Here is a 23527-nt window from a genome sequence, read left to right as displayed (position 1 = left end):
ATCATGAAAGCCATTCAAGTCGGCCTGCTCGGCATCGGTACTGTCGGTGGCGGCACGTTTGCCGTGCTGCAGCGCAACCAAGAAGAAATCCGCCGCCGCGCCGGTCGCGGCATCGAGATCACCATGGTGGCCGACCTCGACACCGCGCGCGCCAAGGCGCTGGTGAGTGATCGGGCGCAGGTGGTCGGCGACGCACGCGCGGTCATCGCCAATCCCGACATCGAGGTCGTGGTCGAGCTGATCGGCGGCTACGGCATCGCCAAGACCCTGGTGCTGGAGGCCATTGCCGCCGGCAAGCACGTGGTGACGGCCAACAAGGCGCTACTGGCCGTGCATGGCACCGAGATTTTCCAGGCCGCCGCCGACAAGGGCGTGATCGTCGCGTTCGAGGCCGCTGTGGCCGGCGGCATCCCCATCATCAAGGCCCTGCGCGAGGGCCTGACGGCCAACCGCATCCAGTGGATCGCGGGCATCATCAACGGCACCACCAACTTCATCCTCTCGGAGATGCGCGACAAGGGCCTGGACTTTGCCGCCGCCCTCGAGGACGCGCAGGCCTTGGGCTATGCCGAGGCCGACCCCACCTTCGACATCGAAGGCGTGGATGCGGCGCACAAGGCCACGCTGATGAGCGCCATCGCCTTCGGCATTCCGGTGCAGTTCGACAAGGCCTACGTCGAAGGCATCACCCAGTTGGCCGCCACCGACATCAAGTACGCCGAGCAGCTGGGCTACCGCATCAAGCTGCTGGGCTTTACCAAGCGGCGCGAGGGCCTGGGCGTGGAGCTGCGCGTGCACCCCACGCTGGTGCCGGCCAAGCGCCTGATCGCCAACGTCGAGGGCGCCATGAACGCCGTGGTGGTGCATGGCGACGCTGTGGGCACCACGCTGTACTACGGCAAGGGCGCCGGCAGCGAGCCCACGGCCAGCGCCGTGATTGCCGACCTGGTGGACGTGGCGCGCCTGGCCACCAGCGACCCGCAGCACCGCGTGCCGCACCTGGCCTTCCAGCCCGGCGCGGTACGCGACGTGAGCGTGCTGCCGATGGAGGAGGTCGTCACCAGCTACTACCTGCGCCTGCGCGTGGCCGACGAGGCCGGCGTGCTGGCGCGCGTGGCCACCACCCTGGCCGACGCGGGCATCAGCATCGACGCGCTCTTGCAGCGCGAGGCCGACGAGGTGGGTGGCGAGGGCAGCACGCAGACCGACCTGATCATCCTCACCCACGAGGCGCGCGAGGGCGACATGAACGCCGCGCTGGCGCAGCTGCAGGCGCTGCCCAGCGTGCTGGCGCCGATCGTGCGCATTCGCAAGGAAGAACTGAACTGAATGGTGGCGCCGCGTGCGCCCCTGTCTCGACCGACCCCATGAGATACCTGTCCACGCGCGGTGAAGGCGCATCACGCCGTTTTTGCGACATCCTGCTGGAAGGCCTGGCGCCCGATGGCGGGCTGTACCTGCCGGCGCACTATCCGCAGATCACCGCATCCGAATTGCAGCGCCTGCGCCGCGTGCATGCAAGCCAAGGCTATGCCGCGCTGGCCTTCGAGATCCTCAGCCTCTACATCGACGACATCCCCGCCGCTGACCTGAAGGCGATCTGCGAGAAGACCTACACCGCCCAGGTGTTCGGCACGGCGGCCATCGTGCCGCTCAAGCCCCTGGAGCCGGGCCTGTTCCTGGAGGCGCTGTCCAACGGCCCCACGCTGGCCTTCAAGGACATGGCCATGCAACTGCTGGGCCACCTGTTCGAGTACGAGCTGGCGCGGCGCGGCGAAACGCTCAACATCCTGGGCGCCACCAGCGGTGACACCGGCAGCGCGGCCGAGTACGCGATGCGCGGCAAGCAGGGCATCCGCGTGTTCATGCTCAGCCCACATGGGCGCATGAGCGCATTTCAGCAGGCGCAGATGTTCAGCGTGCAGGACGCCAACATCCACAACATCGCCATCGAGGGCGTGTTCGACGACTGCCAGGACATCGTCAAGGCCGTGAGCAACGACCTGGAATTCAAGCGCAAGTACCGCATCGGCACCGTCAACTCGATCAACTGGGCGCGCCTCCTGGCGCAGGTGGTGTACTACTTTGCCGGCTACTTCAGCGCAACGCGCTCCAACGATGAGCGCGTCGACTTCACCGTGCCCAGTGGCAACTTCGGCAACGTCTGCGCCGGGCACGTGGCGCGCATGATGGGGCTGCCGATCGGGCGGCTGGTGGTGGCCACCAACGAGAACGACGTGCTCGACGAGTTCTTCCGCACCGGCATCTACCGCGTGCGCGCGAGCGCCGACACGCACGAGACCAGCAGCCCCAGCATGGACATCAGCAAGGCCAGCAACTTCGAACGCTTTGTGTTCGACCTGCTGGGGCGCGACGGCGCCGCGACCCGCGCGCTGTTCGACGATGCGCTGCGCCAACACGGCCGCTTCGACCTGAGCGGCGATGCGGCGTTCAGGCAGGCGCGCGAGCGCTACGGTTTCGAGAGCGGCAAGAGCACGCACGCCGACCGCGTGGCGACCATCCGCGCCGTGCATGCCGGGCAGGGCGTGACCATCGACCCCCACACCGCCGACGCGGTGAAGGTGGCACGCGAGCACCTGCAAGCCGGCGTGCCCATGATCGCGCTGGAGACCGCGCTGCCGATCAAGTTTGCCGCCACCATCGAAGAGGCGCTGGGCCAACCGCCCGAGCGGCCCCCCGCGTTTGACGGGATCGAGCAGCTGCCCCGCCGCGTGCGGGTGATGCCGGCGGACACCGCGCAGGTCAAGCGCCTGATCGCCCAGGAATGTGAATGAAATCTGGCGTCAGCGCTTGCAGGACAAGCGCAAGCAGCTCTTGATAGGATAGCAAGCGGAATCGGCGACGATGAAAGTGGCAGGCTTTGCCGGGTTTTCCGGCGCGGGCAAGACAACACTGATCGAGCAGGTGATCGCGCTGTTCAAGGCGCGCGGCTTGCGGGTTTCGGTGCTCAAGCATGCGCACCACCGCTTCGACATCGACCGTCCGGGCAAGGACAGCTATCGCCACCGCAAGGCCGGCGCCTTCGAGGTGCTGATTGCCTCGCGCCACCGCCTGGCCTTGATGCGCGAGTTCGAGCGCGACACCGAGCTGACGGTGCATCAGCTGATCGCCGAGCTGCACGCCGATGTGGACTGGCTGCTGATCGAAGGCTTTCGGGGCAGCGACCTGCACAAGATCGAGGTCTGGCGTGCCGAGACGGGGCACCCCGCGCTGTACCCGGATGACGAGTTCGTCGTCGCCATCGCCACCGACGACGCCTCCCGCCTGCCCGAGCCCACCCGGCGCGTCGTGCTCGACCTGAATCGCCCCAGCGCCGTGGCCGACTGGTTGCTGGAGCAGGGCGCGCGCTTTGAATACGTGGCCGAGCGCTACGGGGCATAGCGGTTCGGGGTCCGCCGCGGCCGTTGGGTTTTCGCTCCTCCACCCGAGCTGCGGATCGGCGCTGCCCCATGGCGGCGCCTGCGCCATCCATTAAGATGCGCGTCTTGCCGGTGCCGCCCGGGCGGCCTGGCGCATCGCCGCACCACCAGGAGACATCGCGTGTCCCAGACCACCGCCATTCCGCGCCCCAAGGGCGACCCGCTGATCGGCAACCTGCGCTCGATCGACGGCGACGCACCCATCCAGGGTCTGATGCGCCAGGCGCGCATCATGGGGCCGATCTTTCAGCTGGAGCTGTTCGGCAAGATGCTCACGCTGGTCAGCTCGCAGGAGCTGATCAACGAGCTGAGTGACGAAAAGCGCTTCGACAAACGCGTGCACGCCACGCTCAAGAACATCCGCGACTTTGCCGGCGACGGCCTGTTCACCGCCAAGACCGAAGAGCCCAACTGGGCCAAGGCGCACCACATCCTGATGCCGGCGTTTGGGCCCCTGGGCATGCGCGGGATGTTCGATGAGATGCTGGACATCGCCGACCAGATGCTGCTGCGCTGGGAGCGCTTCGGGCCCGACCACGTGATCGAGGTCACCGAGGACATGACGCGCCTGACGCTGGACACCATTGCCCTGTGCGCATTCGACTACCGCTTCAACAGCTTTTATCAGGAGGGCATGCACCCCTTCGTCGGCGCCATGGTCGATGCGCTGGCCGAGGCCGGCGCGCGCGAGCGCCGCCCCGAGATCGCCAGCAAGCTGATGCTGGGCACGCGCCGCCGCTACGAGGACGATTTGCGCCTCATGCGCGAGGTGGCCGAGAGCCTGATCGCCGAGCGCCGGCGCGACCCCGACGCCGCCAGCAAGAAAGACCTGCTGGGCCTGATGCTGCAAGGGCGTGACCCGGCCACGGGCGAGGGCCTGTCGGACGAAAACATCCGCTACCAGATGGTCACCTTTCTGATCGCGGGGCACGAAACGACGAGCGGCCTGCTGTCCTTCGTGATGTACTTTTTGTGCAAGAACCCGCGCGTGCTGGCCAAGGCCCGCGCGCAGGTGGACGAGGTGCTGGCGGGCGAGCTGCCGCGCGTGGAAGACCTGGGCAAGCTGCGCTACATCGAGCAGATCCTGATGGAGTCGCTGCGCATCTGGCCCACCGCGCCGGCCTTTGCGCTCAAGCCCTTGCAGGACACCGTCATCGGCGGCAAGTATGCGGTGACAAAGCGCGACACGCTGATGGTGCTCACCCCCATGCTGCACCGCGACACCTCGGTGTGGGGTGATGACGTGGAGGAGTTCCGCCCCGAGCGCTTCGATCCGGGCCTGATGGAAAAAATGCCGCCCAACGCCTGGAAGCCCTTTGGCAATGGCCAGCGCGCCTGCATCGGCCGCCCTTTTGCCATGCAGGAGGCGATGCTGCTGGTGTCCATGATCTTGCAGCGCTTTGACTTGATCGAAGACGACCCGGCCTATCAGCTCAAGGTCAAGGAAACGCTCACGCTCAAGCCCGAGGGCTTTCACATGCGCGTCAAGCGCCGCGGGGGCGGGGCCTTCAGGGCGCGCAGTGCAGTGCCGCGCCAGGCAGCCAAGGCCGCGCCCGCCGCGCCCGTGGCGGCGCTGGCGCCAGGCCAGGCGGGCACGCCGCTGCTGGTGCTGTATGGCTCCAACACCGGCTCGTCCGAGGCCTTTGCCCAGCGCATCGCCAGCGAGGCACAGGGCCAGGGCTACGCCGCGCGCACCGCGCCGCTGGACGAGCACACCGGCGCCCTGCCGACCGAAGGCGCGGTCGTCATCGTCACCGCTTCGTACGAGGGCCAGCCGCCCGACAACGCCAGGCAGTTCACCGCCTGGGCCGAGGGCTTGTCGGCCGACACCCTCAAGGGCGTGCACTACGCGGTGTTCGGCTGCGGCAACCGCCAGTGGGCGCGCACCTGGCAAGCCGTGCCCAAGCGGCTCGACGCCGCGCTGCAAGCGGCGGGTGCCACGCGCGTGGGCGAGCGCGGCGAGACCGATTCGGGCGGCGACTTCTTCGGCGCCTTCGACGAGTGGTATGGCGGCCTGTGGCCCGCGCTGGGCCAGGCCCTGGGCAAGCAGGTGCAGGACAAGCCCAGCGGCGCGCAGCTGCAGATCGAGCGCGTGCAGGACGGCCGATCAAGCATCCTGCGCCTGGGCGAGCTGCAATACGGCGAGGTGGTGGAAAACCGCGAGCTGGTCAACATGGACGCGCCCGGCGCGCGCTCCAAGCGCCACATCGACATCCGCCTGCCCGAGGGCATGAGCTATCGCGCCGGCGACTACCTGAGCGTGCTGGCGCACAACCCCATCGGCGTGGTGATGCGCGCGCTCAAGCGCTTCAACCTGGCGGCCGACAGCCAGATCGTCATCCGCAAGGCGGCGGGCAGCATCACCTCGCTGCCGGTCGATCACCCGGTGACGGCCAGTGAGGTGCTGTTTCACTACGTCGAGCTGGCCCAGCCCGCCACGCGCGCGCAGGTGGGGCAGCTGGCCGCCGCCACACGCTGCCCGCCCGAGCAGGCCGAGCTGAAAGCCCTGGCCGAAGACGCTGCGTATCAGCGCGACGTGCTGGCCAAGCGCGTGTCGGTGCTCGAATTGCTGGAGCGTTATGCCTCGTGCGAGCTGGACCTGGCGGCTTTTCTGGAGATGCTGCCGCCCGCGCGGGCGCGCCAGTACTCGATCTCGTCATCGCCCTTGTGGAACGCCGAGCGCTGCACCGTCACCGTGGCCGTGGTCGATGCACCGGCGCTGTCCGGCCAGGGCCGCTACCAGGGCATGGCCTCCAGCTATCTGGCCGCGTGCAAGCCGGGCACCCGCGTGGCGGTGGCGGTGCGCTCATCCAACGACCATTTCCATCCACCCGCATCGCCCGAGACGCCCATCATCATGGTGTGCGCCGGCACCGGCCTCGCCCCCTTTCACGGCTTTGTGCAGGAGCGCGCCATCCAGGCGCAAAACGGCCGCAGCGTGGGGCCCGCGCTGCTGTTCTTCGGCTGCGACCACCCCGACGTGGACTACCTGTACCGCGACGAACTGGCCGCCTGGGAAAAGGCCGGCGTGGTGAGCGTGCGGCCGGCCTTCTACAAGGCGCCGCAGGGCGATATCACGTTTGTGCAGCATCGCCTGTGGCAGGACCGCGCCGACGTGGCCGAACTGTTCAAGCGCGGCGCACACGTGTATGTGTGCGGCGACGGCAAGCACATGGCGCCCGCCGTGCGCGACACCTTCCTGCGCATCTACCAGGAGGCGGTGGGCGCCACGCGCGAGCAGGCCGAGGCCTGGGCCGATAAGATCGAGCGTGAATCCGGCCGCTATGTCTCCGACGTGTTTGCATGAACGCCCCCAAGCCTGAATCCACCCCCCAAACGCCGGCCCCTGCGCGCCGGCCCCTGATGCCTTTGGACGAGGCGCTCGAGCGTCTGCTGGCGCAAGCCGTGGCCAATCTGGGCGTCGAATCCGTCTCCACCTTCGACGCCGACGGCCGCGTGCTGGCGCAGGACGTGGTGGCGCAAATGACCGTGCCGCCGCTGGACAACAGCGCCATGGACGGCTATGCCGTGCGCAGTGCCGATTGCCAGTCAGCGGGCGCCGTGCTGCCCGTGTCGCAGCGCATCGCCGCCGGCCAGGTCGGTCAGCCGCTGGCGCCCGGTACGGCCGCGCGCATCTTCACCGGCGCGCCCGTGCCCGCGGGCGCCGACGCGGTTGTGATGCAAGAGGACACCGAGGCGCTGGAAGGCGGCACGCAGGTGCGCATCCGAACCGCGCCCGCGGTCGGCCTGTCCATCCGCCGCGCCGGCGAGGACGTCGCGCACGGCGCCGTGGTACTCGCAAAAGGAGAGCGTCTGACGCCCGCCAGCACTGGGCTGGCAGCCGGTATCGGTCTGGATCGCCTGAGCGTATCGCGCCGCCCGCGCGTGGCCATGTTCTCCACCGGCGACGAGCTGGTCACGCCCGGCACCGTGGCGCCCGAGGCCATGCCGCCCGGCGCCATCTACAACAGCAACCGCTATTTCCTGCGCGCCCTGCTGCAGCGCCTGGGCTGCGAGGTGACCGACCTGGGTATCGTGCCCGACAGCCTGGACGCCACGGTGGACGCCCTGCGCGGCGCGGCGGCGGGGCACGATGTGATCCTGACCAGCGGCGGCGTGTCGGTGGGCGAGGAAGACCACGTCAAGCCGGCCGTGCAACAGCTGGGCGCGCTCGACCTGTGGCAGATCGCCATCAAGCCCGGCAAGCCCTTTGCCTATGGCCACGTCGCGCGCGCCGGCGGCGGCGCGGCCCACTTCATTGGCCTGCCAGGCAACCCGGTGTCCAGTTTCGTCACCTTTTTGTTGCTGGTGCGGCCCTTCGTGCTGGCATTGCAAGGCGCCACGAAGCTGGATGTGCCGGCCGTTGCGTTGCGGGCCGACTTTGCCCTGCCCAAGCCCGACAAGCGCCGCGAATTCCTGCGCGTGCGACGCAATGCGCAGGGCGGGCTGGATCTGTTTGCCAACCAGAGCTCGGGCGTGCTGACCTCCATGCACTGGGCCCAGGGCCTGGTCGATCACCCCGCCGGCGCGACCATCGCGGCAGGTGACGCGGTGCGCTTCATCCCGCTGGCGGAGCTGATGGCATGACGATGCAGATCACCGTGCGCTACTTTGCGTCGCTGCGCGAAGCCTTGGGCACCGGATCTGAAGCCGTGAGCACGCAGGCTGCCACGCTGGGCGCATTGCGCCGCGAGCTGGCCGCACGCGGCGGCCACTACGCCGAAGCGCTGGCGCCAGGCAAGGCCGTGCGTGCAGCGCAGAACCAGGTGATGGTGGGCGACGACGAGCCGCTGATGGCCGAGGCCGAGGTGGCGTTTTTCCCGCCGGTCACGGGCGGGTAGGCGGCCTGCGGGGGTCTGGTCACCGCAGCCACTTCGGCGCATGCGCACCCACCCGGCTGCGCGCGGCAACGCCGAACCGGGCGCGATGCCAGCGTGAGAACGCGCTCGGCGCGGCGAAGCCGAGCAGGTCGGACACCTCCGACAGGGCGCGCGCGCCATCGTCGAGATAGATGGCGAGCAACTCGCTGCGCACCTTGTTCATTAGCAGGCTGAAGCTCAGCCCCTCGGCCGCCAGATGCCGGGCCAGCGTGCGGCGGTCGATGCCCAGATGCTGTGCGACCGTGTCGGCACGGCAATGCCCGAGCGGCAGCAGCACGGCAATGAATTCGCGCACCCGCACGCTCACGGTGGGCCGGCTGCCCGGCGCCTGCTCGAGCAGGCGGCGCGTGTAGCGTGCCATCACCGGGTCCGCGCCGGGGTTGGGCGCATCGAGATCGGCCGCGTTGCAGACGATGCCGTTGAACTCGTGGCCGAACTCGACCGCGCCGCCGAACACGCGCCGGTGCACCGCCAGGCTCGCCGGCGCCCGATGCGCAAAGCACACCAGCCGGGGTCGCCACGCCGCGCCCAAGAACACGCTGAGCAACCTGAACGTGACTCCGACCACCAGTTCGGTTGCCTGGCGGTAGGGGCCGTTGGTGGCATCGAGCATGGCCCGGATCGAGACCAGGTTGCCGACCTGCTCGATGCGCACCGACAGCGCCTCGTTGTGCGCGTGGATGTGGGTGATCAGTGTCTCCAGCGCGTGCCTGAGCGTCGGCGCGTCGCGCACCAGCAGGCCGAGTGGCCCGAGGTTGGACAGCCGGCGCGCCTCGGCCAGCCGCAGCCCGAAGGCGGGCTCGCGTCCCCGCGCGGCCGCCAGCTCCAGCAGGCGCCCGACTGCCAGCACCGGGATCATCAAATCCGGTTCGTCCAGGCAGTTGCGCGGCAGGCCGGCTTGCGCCGCCAGCGCGCGCGCATCGATGCCGCATTCGGCGGCCAATGTGGCAAAGCCGGTGAGGCTGGCGCTGCGAACGAGGGCGGTCGTGGTCAATCCATCCAATGTCCCGAAATGGTAAATCACCGTCTCGAAAAGTCAATCACATGCGCTGGGCCAAGCCAACAATTCAATCCATCAAAACGACAGCCGCAGAAGATCGCCATGACCGAGACAAATACCGAAACGAAACCCGCCACACCGATGTGCGACCAGTTGCGCAAGATCGGCCAATGGAATTCCGCATGGGACCCGTTCTATGAACTGGACCCGGCCTGGACCGAAAAATTCATGACCATGGGCCTGGCGCCCATGCAGAGCGGCGTGCTCGACGCCAAGACCATTGAATTCATCGCGATCGCGGTGGATGCGTCCTGCACGCACCTGTACGGCCCCGGCGTGCGCCGCCACATCCGCCAGGCCCTCGCGCTCGGCGCGACCCAGGAGGAAATCACCGCCGTGCTGCAGTGCGTGTCGGTGCTCGGCATCCACACGATGAGCCTGGGCGCGCCGATCCTGCTCGAAGAACTGGCGGCCCAGTGCCGCCGCGACCCGATCCCCCAACCCTGAAGGAGACCACCATGCAATTCCTCGACGATTCCCTCTTGCCCGAAAACCAGCAACCGCTGGTGATCCAGGTCGCGCCCTATGGCCCCGAATTTCTGCCGGGCGATTCCGACGACATTCCGGTGACGATGGCCGAACAGGTGCAGAAGGCGGTCGACTGCTGGAACGCTGGCGCGACCGTGCTGCACGTGCATTGCCGCGAGGCCGATGGCAAGGGCAGCAAGCGCCTGTCGATGTTCAACGAGATGCTGGCACGGCTGCGCGACGCGGTGCCGAAGATGCTGCTGCAGGTCGGCGGCTCGATCTCGTTCGCGCCGGAAGGCGAGGGCGCCGACGCGAAATGGCTGAACGACGACACGCGCCACATGCTGGCCGAGCTCGACCCCAAGCCCGACCAAGTCACGATCGCGATCAACACGAACCAGATGAACGTGTGCGAGCTGCTGAGTGCGGACGACGTTGCCGGCACTTCGCTCGCTCTGCCGGCGTATCAGGCGGCGTACCGCGAGATGTGGATCCCCTCGGGCCCGGATTTCGTCGCCGAGCACCTGAAGCGCTTGCAGGCCAACGGAATCCAGCCGCACTTCATGCTCGGCGACGTTGGCCAGCTTGAGACCGTCGAACGACTGATCCGCCGCGCGGTCTACACCGGCCCGCTGGTGCTGAACTGGGTCGCGATCGGCGGCGGCGCCGATGGGCCCAGCCCGTACAACATGATGGAATTCATCCGCCGCGTGCCGGCCGGCGCCGTGCTGACCATCGAGAGCATCATGCGCAACGTGCTGCCGCTGAACACCATGGCCATTGCCATGGGCCTGCATGTGCGCGTCGGCATTGAGGACAACCTGTGGGGCCGCAGGGGCGAACGCATGACCAGCGTGCAGCAGATCGAGCAGACGGTGCGCATCGCCCGCGAGTTGCACCGCGAGGTCGCGAGCGGCGAGGAGGCACGCCGCATCTACCAGATCGGCACGCAGTATGCGGGTGCGGACGAAACACTGCTCGCCCTGGGCTACGCGCCCAACCGCCGTGCCGGTGAACGCGGCGAGCCGCTGCGCCGCGCCGCCTGAGCGCCGCTGGCAACACAACGAAAAAAGGAGACATCGATGGGCTGGAAGAACCACCCGCGCACCGTGCTGCTGGCCCTGCTGGCCACGCATGTGCTGGCGCACATCGACCGCAATATGCTGCTCGGCTTCGCACCCGAGATCACCCGGGATCTGGCGCTGAACAACGCCCAGTACGGGTTCCTGACCGGCGCCGTGTGGGTGCTCAGCTTCGGCGTGATGGCGGTGCTGCTCGGCTCCATCGCCGACCGGTTCAGCCGCACGCGGGTGATGGCTGCCGGCATCCTGATCTGGAGCGCCTGCACCGCCGCATCGGGGTGGGCGCACAACTTCGAGCAGATGGCCGCGGCGCGCTTCTTCGTCGCCAGTGGCGAGGCGGCGCTGGTGCCGGCCGCCGTGTCCCTCTTGACCGAGCTGTTCGGCGAGCGGCGGCGCGGCGGCGCGATGGGCGTGTTCTTCATGGGCATTCCGCTCGGCCTGGGCTTGGCGTTTGCGCTGGCCGGTGTGCTGGGCGCGGCGCTGGGCTGGCGCGGCAGCTTTCACGCGCTAGGCGTGATCGGTGTCGTAGTCGGCGTGGCGGCGTTGTGGTTCAAGGACCGCCGCGTCGAACGTGTGGAAGCGGAACGCGGCGCGCCGTTCCCGCAGCAGTTGCGCAACGTCGCGCAACTGCTGCGCGGCAACCCGACAGTGGCGATGACGGTGATCGGTTTCGTGTTCCTGCACCTGGCCTTTGTCGGCATCACCTTTGCGCAGTTGTGGCTGGTGCGCGAGCGCGGTGTGGACGCAGCAGTGGCGGCGCGCACCGTCGGCTTGCTGGGCATCGTGTTCGGCGTGCTCGGCACCTTGATCGGCGGCGTGCTCAGCGACCGCCTGGCGCGGCGCCTGCCCGGCGGCCACGCCGGCTTCATCGTGCTGCTCGTGCTGATCTGCGGCCCGTTGATGATCGCCTCGCGCTTTGCGGGCGCGGGCTCGCCGCTGCTGTACGTCGGTCTGTGCGCGAGTTTCTTCCTGCCGCTGGCCGCCTACGGGCCGTCGATCGCGCTGATTCAGGGGCTGACGCCGGACGCGATGCGCGCGACCATCACCGGTATCACGATGCTGCTGATCAACGTGTTCGCGATCGCCATCGGCAATCTCGTGGCCGGCGCGGTCAGCGACCGCCTGGTCGCGGCCGGCTCGCAGCATGCGCTGACCCAGGTGCTGATCGCGACCGACGTGCTTGTGATCGTCGGCGCGTTGTTCTACGCGCTGGCCGCGCGCGGGCCGCGCATCGCAGCGGCGCCCACGGGCGTCATCGCGCATTGAGTCGGCGCCTTCGGCCTGGGCAGGAACAAAGCAGGGCGATACCCCCCGGACACGAACGCTGGGCGCGCAGTGCCTGCGCGATGGCGATACGCGTGCCTAGTGCTCGCTGGAATCCAAAAACCGATCGACCGATTCGGCGGACTCGCGCGCTTTGGTGAACAGGAACAGATGCCCATCGTCCAGCACGGTCAAGGTGCTGTGCGGAATCAGCCGCGCCAGGATGCGGGCGTTCACCAAGGGGACGAGCGGGTCGTCGCTGCCGGCCAGCACCAGGGTCGGCTGCCGGAGCAGGGGCAGGAGCGGCGCGCTGACCCAGCCCGCCAGCGCCATCTGTTGATAGAGATAGCCGCGCCGGCTGGGCGAGCGGCTCAGGCGCGCAAAATCGGCGAGCAAGTCGGGGTCGGTGCGTGCCAGGCCGCCGTACAGCGCCCCCATGTTTTCCCGCATGAAGTTGGGGTCCTTGAACCGGCGCGGCGTCGCCATTTTCGCCAGGACCTTCAAGTCGCCGGGAACCAGCAGCCCGCCCGTGGCCGTGGCCGCCAGCACCAGCCGGCGACAGCGCCGCGGGTTCTGCAGGGCAAACTGCTGGGCCAGGGTTCCGCCCCATGAGACGCCCAGGGTGTCCACCCGCTCGATCTTCAACTGGTCGAGCAGGCGCCCCACCATGCGGGCGATCATCCACAGTCGGTACGGGAATTGGGTGGCGGGCGATTCGCCGGTGCCGGGCACGTCCAACGCGATGATTTCGCGCTCAGGGTCCAGGTGCTCGACAAACGGGGCCACCAGCTCGATGCGCGAGCCGATGCCGTTGAACAGCAGCAGCGGTGGCTTGTCCGCGGACGAGCCGGCCCACACCGCGATTCGCAGTTCCTGGCCGTCGACGGTCCTTCGTTCAAATCGCGGTTCGGCCCGGTGGGTGGTCACGGTGTCTGGGGAGTCCATGGTGTCGATCAAGACGATGCCTTTTCATGCACGTAGGTGCCGGGCGCCTTGCCCAGCGACGGATGGGTCTTGTTGCCGGGCTTTTTTGGGGCGGCGACCATTTTGCCCGAGCGTTTGCCACACCACTCGACGTAGTACGGCCACCAGCTGCCGTCGACCCGCTGAGCGCCCGCGAACCATGCGTCCGCGTCTTTCGAATGGTCCGGGTTCAGGAAATAGTGGTCCTTCTTGCCTCCCGGCGGCGCCACGATGGTCTGGATGTGACCGCGCCCACCCAGCAGAAAATCGCAGCGTTTGCCCAGCATCTGGGCGGAGCGGTACACCGACGGCCACGGGCAGATGTGGTCTGTTCGAGCGGCGATGACCAGGCTGTCGAAGCCAAACCTGGAGACGTCGGCGATCGGCGTATCGCGAAAGCGCATGGCGCCTGGCGTGGCCAGCGGGTTGCGCGCGCAGAAGTCCTGGAAGTCGCGGTTGTACTGGGCGGTCATGCCGGTGGCGTCCGAGTTCCAGGCCAGGACGTCGAAGGCGGGCGGGCCTTCGCCCATCAGGTAGTTGTTGACCCAGTAGTTCCAGATCAGGTCGTTGGGCCGCAGCATCGCGAACAGCAGGGTGAATTCGTCGGCGCTGATGCGGTCGCTCTTTTGCGGCATCAGGGTCTTCGACAGCTTGGCGAGCTTCGGGTCGCTGAAGTCGCCGAGCACGGGTGTCTTTTCCATCGCCGCGGTGTCCAGCGGCGCCACGAACAGCGTCATCGAGCCGATGTTTTTCGACTTCAGGGCTTCGTGATAGCCGGCCACGGTGACAGCCAGCGGCGCCGCGCCGCACACGGCCAGCACGTTCGGGTCCTGGCAGCCGGAGATGTCTTGTACCGCGGCAAGCGCCTCATCCATGCCGTTCATGTAGGTGTCCATGCCCCATGAATCGTGCGCCTTGCCGGGGTTGCGGTACACCATGACGAACACCGTGAAGCCGTTCTGGACCAGGTACTCCAGAATGCTGCGCCCGGGCGCCAGGTCGAACGCATAGTATTTGTTGATGATCGACGGAATTACCAGGATCGGCCGCTCATGGACTTTGTCGGTCTGCGGCGCGTATTGCAGCAGCTCGAACAGCTCGGTGCGCATCACCACGTCGCCGGGCGTGGCGGCCAGGTTGTCGCCGACCTTGAAGGGGCGCGTGTCCACCTGAGAGGGTACGGGGCGGCGCGCCGTCACGTCGCTCAGCCAGTTCTGGTAGCCGCTGAGCAGGCTCTTGCCGCCGCTGTCAATCGCGCGCTTGAGCGCGGCCGGGTTGCCCAGCAAAAAATTGGTGGGCGCGAAGGCCTCGGTCACCTGCGACACCAGAAACTTGGCGCGGCCCGTTTCCTTCGGATCGAGCCCTGCCTGGTCGACAAAATTCTGCAAGGACTGCGCCCAGGCCTGATAGGCCGGCAACAGCCGCCGGTACAGACCGTTTTTTTGCCAGGCCGAATCGCTGAAGCGCGCATCGGTGCTGAGCGTCTCCTCTTCACCGTCGCCGCGCACGATGATCTTGGCCAGCTGCGCGTAGAACGCGGCGCTTTCCCTGGCGACCACGGCCGGATGGCGCAAGGCCTGGAGCCACAGCTTGAGGGCGCTGTCGCGCAGGTCTTCCAAGCGCAACTCGCCCAGGGCGTTCAGGCCACCGACTGCCTGGGTGGCGTCGTTGTCGGCGTCGGCATCGGGGCGGGTCTCAACGGCGGTCGCTGCCGCGCTTGCCTTCTTCCTGGCCATGTCTTGTCTCCTCGTTGTACGAAAAAAAGCGTTGTCCAGCCGCTCACGGGATCAGCATGACCAGCATTTCAGCCACCAGGCCCGGTTTCTGGCCCCCTTCGATTTCCAGCGTGTTGCGCGTCTTGATCAGGGTGTTGCCGCCGCCCTTGTCTTCGGCCGAGATCAGTTCGACACGGCAGCGCACGCGCGCGCCGGTCTTGACCGGCGCCATGAAACGCAGTTTGTCCATGCCGTAGTTGAGGCCGGCGCGCGCGTCGGCGGGCACGATGCCCACTTCCATCGCCATCGTGGCCACCATCGAGAGCGTCAGGAAGCCGTGCGCAATGGTGCCGCCGTAGGGGCTTTCGGCACTGGCGCGCTTGGGGTCGACGTGAATCCATTGGTGGTCACCCGTGCACTCGGCGAACTGGTCGATGCGCGGCTGATCCACCTGCACCCAACTCGATTCCCCCAGTTCCTTGCCGACAAAGTCGGGCAGTGTCTTCAAGCTGTAACCCGCGATCGCCATGCCAGTCTCCTTGTGTTGGGCTGATCGCCAATGTAGCTGAATTGGTCGCGACCGTCTCCGTACTCGATCGTTTCAGCGATCCATGGTGCTGCGCGCCACCCGCAGCCATTGAAGCCCACAGTGCCTGAAGGCCGCGAAGCAGGCCATGCCCGCGACGTGGCGAGCACCAGGCGGAGCATCGCGCACCGAGTGAAGACTGGGGGCGACTCATTTCAACCATTTGTCGTCGATGGCCTTGAGCGTGCCGCGCTTGTCCAGCAAGTCCCACGCAAAGCCCATCTCGCGCAGGTAGTCGGCGTCATCGACGGGCAGCAGAAAACCCAGGTAGTTGGTGGGCGTGAGCGGCGCGTCGATGAAAACGGCGGCCAGGCGTGGGTCGGTCTTGGCGTAGTGCAGGGCCTCGTAGGTTTCGGTGATCATCACGTCGCCCTTGCCGCCTGCGATCAGGGCCGGGATTTCGGCGTTCTTGTCGTGCGTGCTGATCTGGGCCGCGCCCAGGTTTTGCAGCACGAAGGCCTCGTTGGTGCCGCCGGGGTTCTTGATCACGCGCACGCCGGGCTGGTTGAGGTCCTGCATGCTCTTGAACCTGTCCTTGTCCGCGGCGCGCACCAGCGCCACCTTGCCGAAGGGCGCATAGCCCGGCAGCATGGCCGCCACGCGCAGGCGTGCGGGGTTGCGCGTGATGCCGCCCACGGCCACGTCGAACTGGTTGGATTGCAAGTCCTTCAGCAGGTTGGGCCAGCTGGTGGGCACGTATTGCACCTTCACGCCCAGCTCCTTGGCCAGCGCCTCGATGGTGTCGATGTCGTGGCCGGCATAGCCATCGCCCTGCCGGATGGCGAAGGGCCGGTAGTCGCCCGGCGTGCCCACGCGCAGCACCTTGGTGTCCATGATCTTGTCCAGGCGCTCGGCCGCACCGGCAGCAGGGCCGAGCGCGCAGGTGGCGACGAGGAGGGCAGACAGCAGGTGCTTGAGCTTGGGCATGGTGAAGTCCTGAGGGAGGGTTGGGAGGGCATTCAGCTTAACGCCTGTGCGGTGCCACAATCGTCTTCATGCAAGAGATCAAGGCAGGGCGCAGCCCCCGGGTGAGCATTCAGCGTGCCGACTTCGACTTGGCCCATGAGGTGGCCCGCTTGCGGGACGGCGACGCTTGCGTGGGGGCCGTGTGCGCCTTTGTCGGCACCGTGCGCGATCGGCACGCCGGCGCGGCGGCGGGCAGCGTGAGCGCGGTGGAGCTGGAGCACTACCCCGGCATGACCGAGACGGCCATCGAGGCCATGATCGACGCCGCCCACCGCCGTTTTGACATCATCGCCGCGCGCGTGGTGCACCGCATCGGCCTGTTGCAGCCGCTCGATCAGATCGTGCTGGTGGCGGTCACGTCGATGAACCGCCGCGAGAGCTTTCAGGCCTGCGAATTCCTGATGGACTACCTCAAGACCCAGGCGCCGTTCTGGAAGAAGGAAACCACGCCCGACGGCGCGCGCTGGGTGGATGCGCGCGTCAGCGACGATGTGGCGCTGGCGCGCTGGGGGCTGGCGCTGGGCAATGCCTGAGGGCAAGCCCGCGGCGCCCGGGGCTGTGCGGCGAGGGCCTTGCGCGCAAGCGGGCGGATCAAGGCGCCAGGGCGGTCGACAGGTCCAGAGCCTGCGACTCGGCGGTGCAATCGGCGGCAGGGGGCACGTGTCCACTGGCGCGCTGCCTGGCAATTTCGATCTTGGCCGCCGTCAACTGCGCCTGATAGACGGGGTTGCCTTGCAAACGCGCCACGGCGGCCGCGCCCATCATCCGGCCGGCCAGAATGTCGCTCTTCCAGTGCACGCCGCATACGCCGCGGCTTTGGCCAAAGGCACGCCCGCGCTGCAGCAGGGCGTCGGCGCGATCCGGCGCGGCCTGCGTCAACACCAGCGCCCAGGCCCAGCCCAGGGCTGAATGCCCGGACGGGTAGGAGCCGTCCTTGCGCAGGCTCGGCTCGTCCGCCGGCGTGCAACTGGGCGCATCGAAGGCCACGAAGGGTCGCGTGCGCTGATAGTGGTCCTTGGCCTTGTAGGTGGAAAAGCCGGCATCGGCCAGCGTGCGGCGCAGCAGCATGTTCAGGTTGGGCGTGGCTTGCTCGGATATCTGCACGCCCAGCGCGCAGGCGAAGTGGCTGGCCGCCGCCGGGAACTTCAGATTGGCGTCCCTGGCAGCCTGCACCCCACGCGGGCCGGCTTGCAAGGCCGTCAGCGCGCGATACGCCGCGTCGTCGTCGGCCTGGGCAGCGGAGCCCTTGGCGGGTGGCGGAGGCACCAGCGCCAGGCTGTCGGGCAACTCGTCGCGGCCGAGATAGCCCTTGAGGTAGCCCGAGCCGGGGCGCAGCTCGCCGACCTCGGCAGCAGACGTCGGCGCCTGCGGCGCGCCGGCGCAGGCGGCAAGCAGCAGGGTGCCGGCCAGTGCGGCGGCGAAGGGCAGGTGTTGGGGGCGCATGATCGGGTCTCCTTGGTGTGTTGAAACGCGTTGGGCCGAGCCCGGACGCAGTGTAGGGTTGGGCAGGGCCGGGTGTTGTTGGGTGGGCGACAGCCCGGCGGGCTTGGCGGCGCATCGCGCAAGCGCCCGCGGTCCTCTACGATGCCGGGCATGAACATGAATCGCCATCAAGATCCCCGCGACCGCAAGCCCTGGGCCCCACGCCGGCTGCTTTGCGCTGCCATGCTTGCGGGCGTGCTGCTGCCCGCTGCCCACGCGCAGGAAAGCGTCCGCGCTGCCGGCAACGGCGCCAGTTGGTCGGCGCGGGTCGGCTACGTGGTTGACGGCGACTCGATCTGGGTGCTCCCGGCGGGCGGCGGCGCCCGTGTCCGGCTGCGCATCGACGGCATCGACGCGCCCGAGATTTGCCAGGCCGGCGGCGCCCCCGCGCGGGCGGCCCTGCTGGCGCTGGTGCGGGGCGAGCCCCTGCGGGTGAGCGTGCGCGCGCACGACCGCTACGGCCGCGCCATTGCAAGCGTTCGGCGCGAGCGCGACGGGCTGGACGTGGCGGCCCGGATGGTGCAGGACGGCTGGGCCTGGTCCGATTCGAACGGCTGGCGCCGGGGCCGCTACGGGCGGGAGGAGGACGCCGCGCGTGTGAGCCGAAGCGGCGTCTTCGCGGCCAGCGCGCCCGAGCGGCCGGCCGATTTTCGGCGGCGACTCGGCGCGTGTCCGCATGGACCCTCTCCAGCCACCACTGGGGCGGCCCCAATCGGCTTGTCGGGCCCATGGCGTCTGCAGTATCTTGAAACCATCGGAACCCGCCTCACCTGATGGGCAATTCGGAGCTTATTCATGCGACTCGACAAACTCACCACCAAATTTCAGGAAGCCCTGGCCGACGCGCAGTCGCTGGCCCTGGGGCACGACAACGCCTACATCCAGCCCGAGCACCTGCTGGCGGCCATGCTGCAGCAGGAGGACGGGCCCAAGGCCTTGCTGGCGCGCGCCGGCGTCAACACCGCCGCGCTGGCGAATGCGGCCAATGCGGCCATAGGGCGCCTGCCCAGTGTGCAGGGGCAGGAGCAGGTGCAGCCCGGCCCCGACCTGCTGAAGCTGCTGCAGGCCACCGAGAAGGAAAGCATCCAGCGCGGCGATCAGTTCGTTGCCAGCGAGATGTTCTTGCTGGCGCTGTGCGACGCCAAGGGCGAGGCCGGCCGCATTGCCAAGGAGGCCGGCCTGTCGCGCAAGGCGCTGGAGGCGGCCATCGAGGCGGTGCGCGGCGGGCAGGGCGTGGATTCGGCCGAGGCCGAAGGCCAGCGCGAGGCGCTGAAGAAGTACACGCTCGATCTGACCGAGCGCGCGCGCCAGGGCAAGCTCGACCCGGTAATCGGCCGCGATGACGAAATCCGCCGCACCATCCAGGTCTTGCAGCGGCGCAGCAAGAACAACCCGGTGCTGATCGGCGAGCCGGGCGTGGGCAAGACCGCCATCGTCGAAGGCCTGGCGCAGCGCATCGTGGCGGGCGAGGTGCCCGACACGCTGAAGAACAAGCAGGTGCTGGTGCTGGACATGGCCGGCCTGCTGGCTGGTGCCAAGTACCGCGGCGAGTTCGAGGAGCGGCTGAAGGCCGTGCTCAAGGAAGTGGCGCACGAAGAGGGCCGCATCATCCTGTTCATCGATGAGCTGCACACCATGGTGGGCGCCGGCAAGGCCGAGGGCGCGATCGACGCCGGCAACATGCTCAAGCCCGCCCTGGCGCGCGGCGAGCTGCACTGCATCGGCGCCACCACGCTGGATGAATACCGCAAGTACATCGAGAAGGACGCGGCGCTGGAGCGGCGCTTTCAGAAGGTGCTGGTGGGCGAGCCCAGCGTGGAGGACACCATCGCCATCCTGCGCGGCCTGCAGGAGCGTTACGAGGCGCACCACGGCGTGGACATCACCGACCCGGCCATCGTGGCCGCGGCCGAGCTGAGCCACCGTTACATCACCGACCGCTTTCTGCCCGACAAGGCGATCGACCTGATCGACGAGGCCGCGGCCAAGATCAAGATCGAGATCGACTCCAAGCCCGAGGTGATGGACAAGCTGGACCGCCGCATGATCCAGCTCAAGATCGAGCGCGAGGCCGTCAAGAAGGAAAAGGACGAGGCCTCGCAAAAGCGCCTGGCCCTGATCGAGGAAGACCTGGCCAAGCTGGAAAAGGAATACGCCGACCTGGATGAGATCTGGAAGGCTGAAAAAGCCAGCGCCCAGGGCAGCGAGCAGGTGCGCAAGGAGCTGGAGCAGATCAAGTTCCAGATTCAGGAGGCCACGCGCAAGGGCGACTTCAACCACGTGGCCGAGCTGCAATACGGCAAGCTGCCCGCGCTGGAAAAGCAACTGAAGGAAGCCCAGGCCAGCGAGCAGAACGCCGACGCGCAGGCCAAGGCGCACAAGCTGCTGCGCACGCAGGTGGGCGCCGAGGAGATCGCCGAAGTCGTCAGCCGCGCCACCGGCATTCCCGTCAGCAAGATGATGCAGGGCGAGCGCGACAAGCTGCTGAAGATGGAGGACGCCCTGCACCAGCGCGTGGTGGGGCAAAACGAGGCCATCGAGGCGGTGGCCAACGCCATCCGCCGCTCGCGCTCGGGTTTGAGCGACCCCAACCGGCCGCTGGGCTCGTTCCTGTTCCTTGGCCCCACCGGCGTGGGCAAGACCGAGCTGACCAAGGCGCTGGCGGGCTTCTTGTTCGACAGCGACCAGCAGATGGTGCGCATCGACATGAGCGAGTTCATGGAAAAGCACTCCGTCGCGCGCCTGATCGGCGCGCCGCCGGGCTACGTGGGCTATGACGAGGGTGGGTATCTCACCGAGGCCGTGCGGCGCAAGCCCTACAGCGTGGTGCTGTTCGACGAAATCGAGAAGGCGCACCCGGACGTGTTCAACGTGCTGCTGCAGGTGCTGGACGATGGCCGCCTGACCGACGGACAGGGCCGCACGGTGGACTTCAAGAACACCGTCATCATCATGACCAGCAACATCGGCAGCCCCATGATCCAGAGCATGGCGGGGCAGCCGTACGAGGACGTCAAGGACGCGGTGTTTGGCGAGCTGAAGAACCACTTCCGCCCCGAGTTCCTCAACCGCATCGACGAGATCGTGGTCTTCCACGGGCTGGATGCGAGCCAGATCGGTGCCATTGCCAAGATCCAGCTGAAGGTGCTGGCCGAGCGGCTGGCGCGCATGGAGCTGACGCTCGACGTGTCCGACCAGGCGCTGGCCGAACTGGCCAAGGTCGGGTTCGATCCGGTGTTTGGCGCGCGGCCGCTCAAGCGGGCGATCCAGCAGCGCATCGAGAACCCGCTGTCCACGCAGATTTTGCAAGGCAAGTTTGCGCCCAAGACGACGATCCGCGTGGGGGTCGATCCAATCAAGGATCCGGGGGTGTTCCACTTCGACGCCGTGCCGGGTTGAGGGCTGCGCCGGCCGCGGTGGAACGGCCTTGGCGGCGATGACGATTCATCGCGGCCAAGGCCGCTACTGCATGCACGATTTCGCAGCAACCAAGTGCGACGGCTCTTCATTCATCGGAATCCTTGATGATTTCAGCTTTCGTATTGCTTTTTTGATGGGAGCGGCCCCCGTTTTGCGTACAATCCGTTACTTTTGAAGAGCGTTTGCGGAGGTGGGTGTGTGGTGGCGACGGTCGTATTGTCGACGCCAGTCACTTGAACTGGGTGTTCGAGAGTGAAGAAGCGATGCGTTTGATATATGGTTGCCGATGGAGCGAGGGATGACAGAACAGGTTGAAGATTGGGCTCAGCTCGAACAATCCTTGATCGACATCGCAGTCGAGAGTTGGCGCTTCTCGCGTCTATTCGGAAAGGTGGTCAGCAAGCTCGACGCAGGCGAGTCAGGCCGCTACGTCAACCAGCTTCGCTACTTCCAGAAGAAGGTCGAGGAAAGCCTCGACTCGAACGGTCTCAAGCTGGTCAACGTCGAAGGACAGCCTTACGACGCCGGAATGGCGGCATCGGCCTTGAATTTGGGCGACTTCGGCCCTGACGACATGTTGTTCGTCGATCAGATGCTGGAGCCGATCATCATGGGGCCAAAGGGGTTGCGTAAACAAGGCACAGTAATGCTCAGGAAGGCGGAAGCGTGAAATACGTCGGTATCGATCTCGGCACGACCAACAGTGCCATCTGCTCCTTCGACGGGGAGAAAATTCATCTCTACAAGAGCCCTGAGCAGCACGACGTCACGCCATCGGCCATCTTCATTGACCGGCGCGGTAACAAGTACGTCGGCTCGCGCGCCTACAACAGCGCAGCCAAGAATCCCGACAACGCTGCCGTGCTGTTCAAACGGCTCATGGGCACGAGCACGCCCGTGAAGCTGCCCGCCGTCAACCTCACCATGACGCCGGAAGAATGCTCCGCCGAGGTGTTGCGCTCCCTCTTCGGCTACTTGCCCGAAGAGATTCGGGGTGATGGAGATACCGGCACCGTTATCACGGTTCCGGCCGCGTTCAACCAAATGCAGAAAGACGCCACGATGGCTGCGGCTGATGCAGCCGGGCTTGGACGGGTTGCGTTGATGCAAGAGCCAGTCGCCGCCGTGATGAGCGTCATGCGGCAACGCAAGAACGACGGCATTTTTGTTGTGTATGACATTGGTGGGGGCACGCTGGATGTCGCCATCGCCGAAAGTATCGGTGGCCGTGTCAACCTCCTTGCGCATGGCGGCATTGCCATGTGTGGTGGGCGCGACTTCGACCGCATCCTGTTCGACAACATTGTCAAGCCGTGGCTGCTTGATAACTTTGACTTGCCGGAAGACCTGGCATCCAATCCGCAGTACAAATCGTTGCGCACCATCGCGACCTGGGCTGCCGAAAAGGCAAAGATTGCGCTGTCGCAAAGCGACGAATCTGTCATCAGCCTTGCCGAGAATGAGCTCGGCGTGCGTGATCAGGCTGGCGAGGAAATCTACCTCGACATTCAGATCACCCGAAGCCTGTACGACGGCTTGATTGCCTCCAAGGTCGACGAGTCCATTCAGGCCACCCGCGAGAGCATCGAAAAGGCTGGCCTAAGTTCGCACGACGTTGAGCGGATTGTCTTTGTGGGCGGGCCAGCGCAGTACAAAAACTTGCGCGACAAGGTGGCGTTTGAGCTTGGCATCGCACCGTCCACCGACGTGAACCCGATGACCGCCGTTGCTGAAGGCGCGGCAGTGTTTGCCGAGTCCATCGATTGGGCCTCGCAAAGTCGTGGTCGTAAAAGTTCTCGCGGCGCGATCAGTGCTGGTGGCGCGCTCGATCTTTCATTCAACTACATCGCGCGCACACCGGAGCACAAGGCCAAGATCGTTGCCAGGCTGTCGCGTGCGCCTGCGGGCATCGAGTTCCAGATCGACAGCCTTGATACGGGCTGGTCGTCAGGACGCATCGCACTCAAGGACGGTGCAAGTCTTGAACTCAGCTTGGCCAAGCCCGGCGACAACATCTTCAAGGTGTTCGTGTTCGACTCGAACGGCGCACCCGTTGCGCTGGGCGAAGACAAGATCGTCATCGCCCGCACCGCCGCCAGCATCGACGCGATTCCCGCGTCACACTCCATTGGCGTGGAAGCTCGCGATAAGGTCGGCGGGCGCTTGGTGCTGGACTACCTCGTGCGTGAAGGCGACCAGTTG

Annotated in this window: 20 protein-coding genes; 14 read left to right on the top strand and 6 right to left on the bottom strand. The window is 67.0% G+C overall.

The features are described from left to right. Window positions 1-3 precede the first annotated feature (3 nt). From U1F38_RS00100 to moaD, 6 genes are all read left to right on the top strand, one after another. On the top strand, window positions 4-1329 hold the full coding sequence (locus U1F38_RS00100; protein WP_409985018.1) for a homoserine dehydrogenase: 1326 nt from the start codon (window positions 4-6) through the stop codon (window positions 1327-1329). Between the two features lie 38 nt (window positions 1330-1367). Then, complete coding sequence (gene thrC / locus U1F38_RS00095) at window positions 1368-2795, top strand: threonine synthase (protein ID WP_409985017.1); 1428 nt, start codon at window positions 1368-1370, stop codon at window positions 2793-2795. A 70-nt stretch (window positions 2796-2865) separates the two neighbouring features. Then, complete coding sequence (gene mobB, locus U1F38_RS00090) at window positions 2866-3402, top strand: molybdopterin-guanine dinucleotide biosynthesis protein B (protein WP_409985016.1); 537 nt, start codon at window positions 2866-2868, stop codon at window positions 3400-3402. A 159-nt stretch (window positions 3403-3561) separates the two neighbouring features. Then, window positions 3562-6747, top strand: coding sequence for a bifunctional cytochrome P450/NADPH--P450 reductase (locus U1F38_RS00085; RefSeq protein ID WP_409985015.1), 3186 nt, complete (start codon window positions 3562-3564; stop codon window positions 6745-6747). Then, window positions 6744-8027, top strand: coding sequence for a gephyrin-like molybdotransferase Glp (glp, locus tag U1F38_RS00080; RefSeq protein ID WP_409985014.1), 1284 nt, complete (start codon window positions 6744-6746; stop codon window positions 8025-8027). Before U1F38_RS00085 ends, glp begins: the two co-directional genes overlap by 4 nt. Before the next feature lie 2 nt (window positions 8028-8029). Then, a complete protein-coding gene (gene moaD, locus U1F38_RS00075) occupies window positions 8030-8281 on the top strand; it encodes a molybdopterin converting factor subunit 1 (protein WP_409985027.1) in 252 nt (83 codons plus the stop codon). 19 nt (window positions 8282-8300) lie between these two features. On the opposite strand, the gene U1F38_RS00070 is transcribed toward moaD, so the two are convergent. Then, window positions 8301-9314: an AraC family transcriptional regulator ligand-binding domain-containing protein gene (locus U1F38_RS00070; RefSeq protein WP_409985013.1), complete on the bottom strand. Its 1014-nt coding sequence runs from the start codon at window positions 9312-9314 to the stop codon at window positions 8301-8303. Window positions 9315-9422: 108 nt separating this feature from the next. Here U1F38_RS00070 and U1F38_RS00065 point away from each other — a divergent pair, with 108 nt between their 5' ends. The 3 genes from U1F38_RS00065 (at window position 9423) to U1F38_RS00055 (ending at window position 12196) form a co-directional block, all read left to right on the top strand. Then, window positions 9423-9827 carry a carboxymuconolactone decarboxylase family protein gene (locus U1F38_RS00065; protein WP_409985012.1) on the top strand — a complete coding sequence of 135 codons (405 nt, stop codon included), beginning with the start codon at window positions 9423-9425 and terminating at the stop codon, window positions 9825-9827. Window positions 9828-9838: 11 nt separating this feature from the next. Next, window positions 9839-10894 carry a 3-keto-5-aminohexanoate cleavage protein gene (locus tag U1F38_RS00060; protein ID WP_409985011.1) on the top strand — a complete coding sequence of 352 codons (1056 nt, stop codon included), beginning with the start codon at window positions 9839-9841 and terminating at the stop codon, window positions 10892-10894. A 63-nt stretch (window positions 10895-10957) separates the two neighbouring features. Next, window positions 10958-12196: an MFS transporter gene (locus U1F38_RS00055; RefSeq protein WP_409985010.1), complete on the top strand. Its 1239-nt coding sequence runs from the start codon at window positions 10958-10960 to the stop codon at window positions 12194-12196. Window positions 12197-12292: 96 nt separating this feature from the next. Here U1F38_RS00055 and phaZ read toward each other — a convergent pair whose 3' ends face one another. The 4 genes from phaZ to U1F38_RS00035 all read right to left on the bottom strand — a co-directional run bounded on the left by phaZ (window position 12293) and on the right by U1F38_RS00035 (window position 16384). Continuing rightward, window positions 12293-13150 (bottom strand): poly(3-hydroxyalkanoate) depolymerase, encoded by an 858-nt coding sequence (phaZ, locus tag U1F38_RS00050; protein WP_409985009.1) that lies wholly within the window; start codon window positions 13148-13150, stop codon window positions 12293-12295. Further along, a complete protein-coding gene (locus U1F38_RS00045; RefSeq protein WP_409985008.1) occupies window positions 13147-14892 on the bottom strand; it encodes an alpha/beta fold hydrolase in 1746 nt (581 codons plus the stop codon). Before U1F38_RS00045 ends, phaZ begins: the two co-directional genes overlap by 4 nt. A gap of 43 nt (window positions 14893-14935) precedes the next feature. Then, the gene (locus tag U1F38_RS00040; RefSeq protein ID WP_409985007.1) at window positions 14936-15400 is read right to left on the bottom strand and encodes a MaoC family dehydratase; all 465 of its coding nucleotides are present in this window, start codon (window positions 15398-15400) and stop codon (window positions 14936-14938) included. 207 nt (window positions 15401-15607) lie between these two features. Then, complete coding sequence (locus U1F38_RS00035) at window positions 15608-16384, bottom strand: transporter substrate-binding domain-containing protein (RefSeq protein WP_409985006.1); 777 nt, start codon at window positions 16382-16384, stop codon at window positions 15608-15610. A gap of 68 nt (window positions 16385-16452) precedes the next feature. Here U1F38_RS00035 and U1F38_RS00030 point away from each other — a divergent pair, with 68 nt between their 5' ends. Continuing rightward, window positions 16453-16956 (top strand): molybdenum cofactor biosynthesis protein MoaE, encoded by a 504-nt coding sequence (locus U1F38_RS00030; RefSeq protein ID WP_409985005.1) that lies wholly within the window; start codon window positions 16453-16455, stop codon window positions 16954-16956. A 58-nt stretch (window positions 16957-17014) separates the two neighbouring features. Here the strand turns inward: U1F38_RS00030 and U1F38_RS00025 are convergent, their stop codons facing one another. Further along, window positions 17015-17866, bottom strand: coding sequence for an acid phosphatase (locus tag U1F38_RS00025; RefSeq protein ID WP_409985004.1), 852 nt, complete (start codon window positions 17864-17866; stop codon window positions 17015-17017). A 150-nt stretch (window positions 17867-18016) separates the two neighbouring features. Between U1F38_RS00025 and U1F38_RS00020 the strand changes: the two genes are divergently transcribed. The 4 genes from U1F38_RS00020 to U1F38_RS00005 form a co-directional block, all read left to right on the top strand. Then, window positions 18017-18679, top strand: coding sequence for a thermonuclease family protein (locus U1F38_RS00020; RefSeq protein WP_409985003.1), 663 nt, complete (start codon window positions 18017-18019; stop codon window positions 18677-18679). A 21-nt stretch (window positions 18680-18700) separates the two neighbouring features. After that, window positions 18701-21304: an ATP-dependent chaperone ClpB gene (gene clpB, locus U1F38_RS00015; protein ID WP_409985002.1), complete on the top strand. Its 2604-nt coding sequence runs from the start codon at window positions 18701-18703 to the stop codon at window positions 21302-21304. A 319-nt stretch (window positions 21305-21623) separates the two neighbouring features. Next, a complete protein-coding gene (locus U1F38_RS00010) occupies window positions 21624-21995 on the top strand; it encodes a hypothetical protein (RefSeq protein ID WP_409985001.1) in 372 nt (123 codons plus the stop codon). After that, the coding region (locus U1F38_RS00005) for an Hsp70 family protein (RefSeq protein ID WP_409985000.1) at window positions 21992-23527 on the top strand (1536 nt) is incomplete at its 3' end. The genes U1F38_RS00010 and U1F38_RS00005, both read left to right, overlap by 4 nt.

The sequence above is a fragment of the Ottowia sp. genome (assembly GCF_046348305.1).
Classification (GTDB): Bacteria; Pseudomonadota; Gammaproteobacteria; order Burkholderiales; family Burkholderiaceae_C; genus Ottowia.
The sequence above is the reverse complement of the archived record's forward strand: the minus strand, read 5'-3'. Positions and strand labels throughout refer to the sequence as shown.

Excerpts from the sequence above, each read along its gene's own strand:
- thrC (WP_409985017.1), top strand. The coding sequence starts at position 1,368 with ATGAGATACCTGTCCACGCGCGGTGAAGGCGCATCACGCCGTTTTTGC.
- U1F38_RS00035 (WP_409985006.1), bottom strand. The coding sequence starts at position 16,384 with ATGCCCAAGCTCAAGCACCTGCTGTCTGCCCTCCTCGTCGCCACCTGC.
- U1F38_RS00030 (WP_409985005.1), top strand. The coding sequence starts at position 16,453 with ATGCAAGAGATCAAGGCAGGGCGCAGCCCCCGGGTGAGCATTCAGCGT.
- U1F38_RS00065 (WP_409985012.1), top strand. The coding sequence starts at position 9,423 with ATGACCGAGACAAATACCGAAACGAAACCCGCCACACCGATGTGCGAC.
- U1F38_RS00025 (WP_409985004.1), bottom strand. The coding sequence starts at position 17,866 with ATGCGCCCCCAACACCTGCCCTTCGCCGCCGCACTGGCCGGCACCCTG.
- U1F38_RS00040 (WP_409985007.1), bottom strand. The coding sequence starts at position 15,400 with ATGGCGATCGCGGGTTACAGCTTGAAGACACTGCCCGACTTTGTCGGC.
- U1F38_RS00100 (WP_409985018.1), top strand. The coding sequence starts at position 4 with ATGAAAGCCATTCAAGTCGGCCTGCTCGGCATCGGTACTGTCGGTGGC.
- clpB (WP_409985002.1), top strand. The coding sequence starts at position 18,701 with ATGCGACTCGACAAACTCACCACCAAATTTCAGGAAGCCCTGGCCGAC.
- U1F38_RS00060 (WP_409985011.1), top strand. The coding sequence starts at position 9,839 with ATGCAATTCCTCGACGATTCCCTCTTGCCCGAAAACCAGCAACCGCTG.
- glp (WP_409985014.1), top strand. The coding sequence starts at position 6,744 with ATGAACGCCCCCAAGCCTGAATCCACCCCCCAAACGCCGGCCCCTGCG.
- mobB (WP_409985016.1), top strand. The coding sequence starts at position 2,866 with ATGAAAGTGGCAGGCTTTGCCGGGTTTTCCGGCGCGGGCAAGACAACA.
- U1F38_RS00020 (WP_409985003.1), top strand. The coding sequence starts at position 18,017 with ATGAACATGAATCGCCATCAAGATCCCCGCGACCGCAAGCCCTGGGCC.
- U1F38_RS00045 (WP_409985008.1), bottom strand. The coding sequence starts at position 14,892 with ATGGCCAGGAAGAAGGCAAGCGCGGCAGCGACCGCCGTTGAGACCCGC.
- U1F38_RS00010 (WP_409985001.1), top strand. The coding sequence starts at position 21,624 with ATGACAGAACAGGTTGAAGATTGGGCTCAGCTCGAACAATCCTTGATC.
- moaD (WP_409985027.1), top strand. The coding sequence starts at position 8,030 with ATGCAGATCACCGTGCGCTACTTTGCGTCGCTGCGCGAAGCCTTGGGC.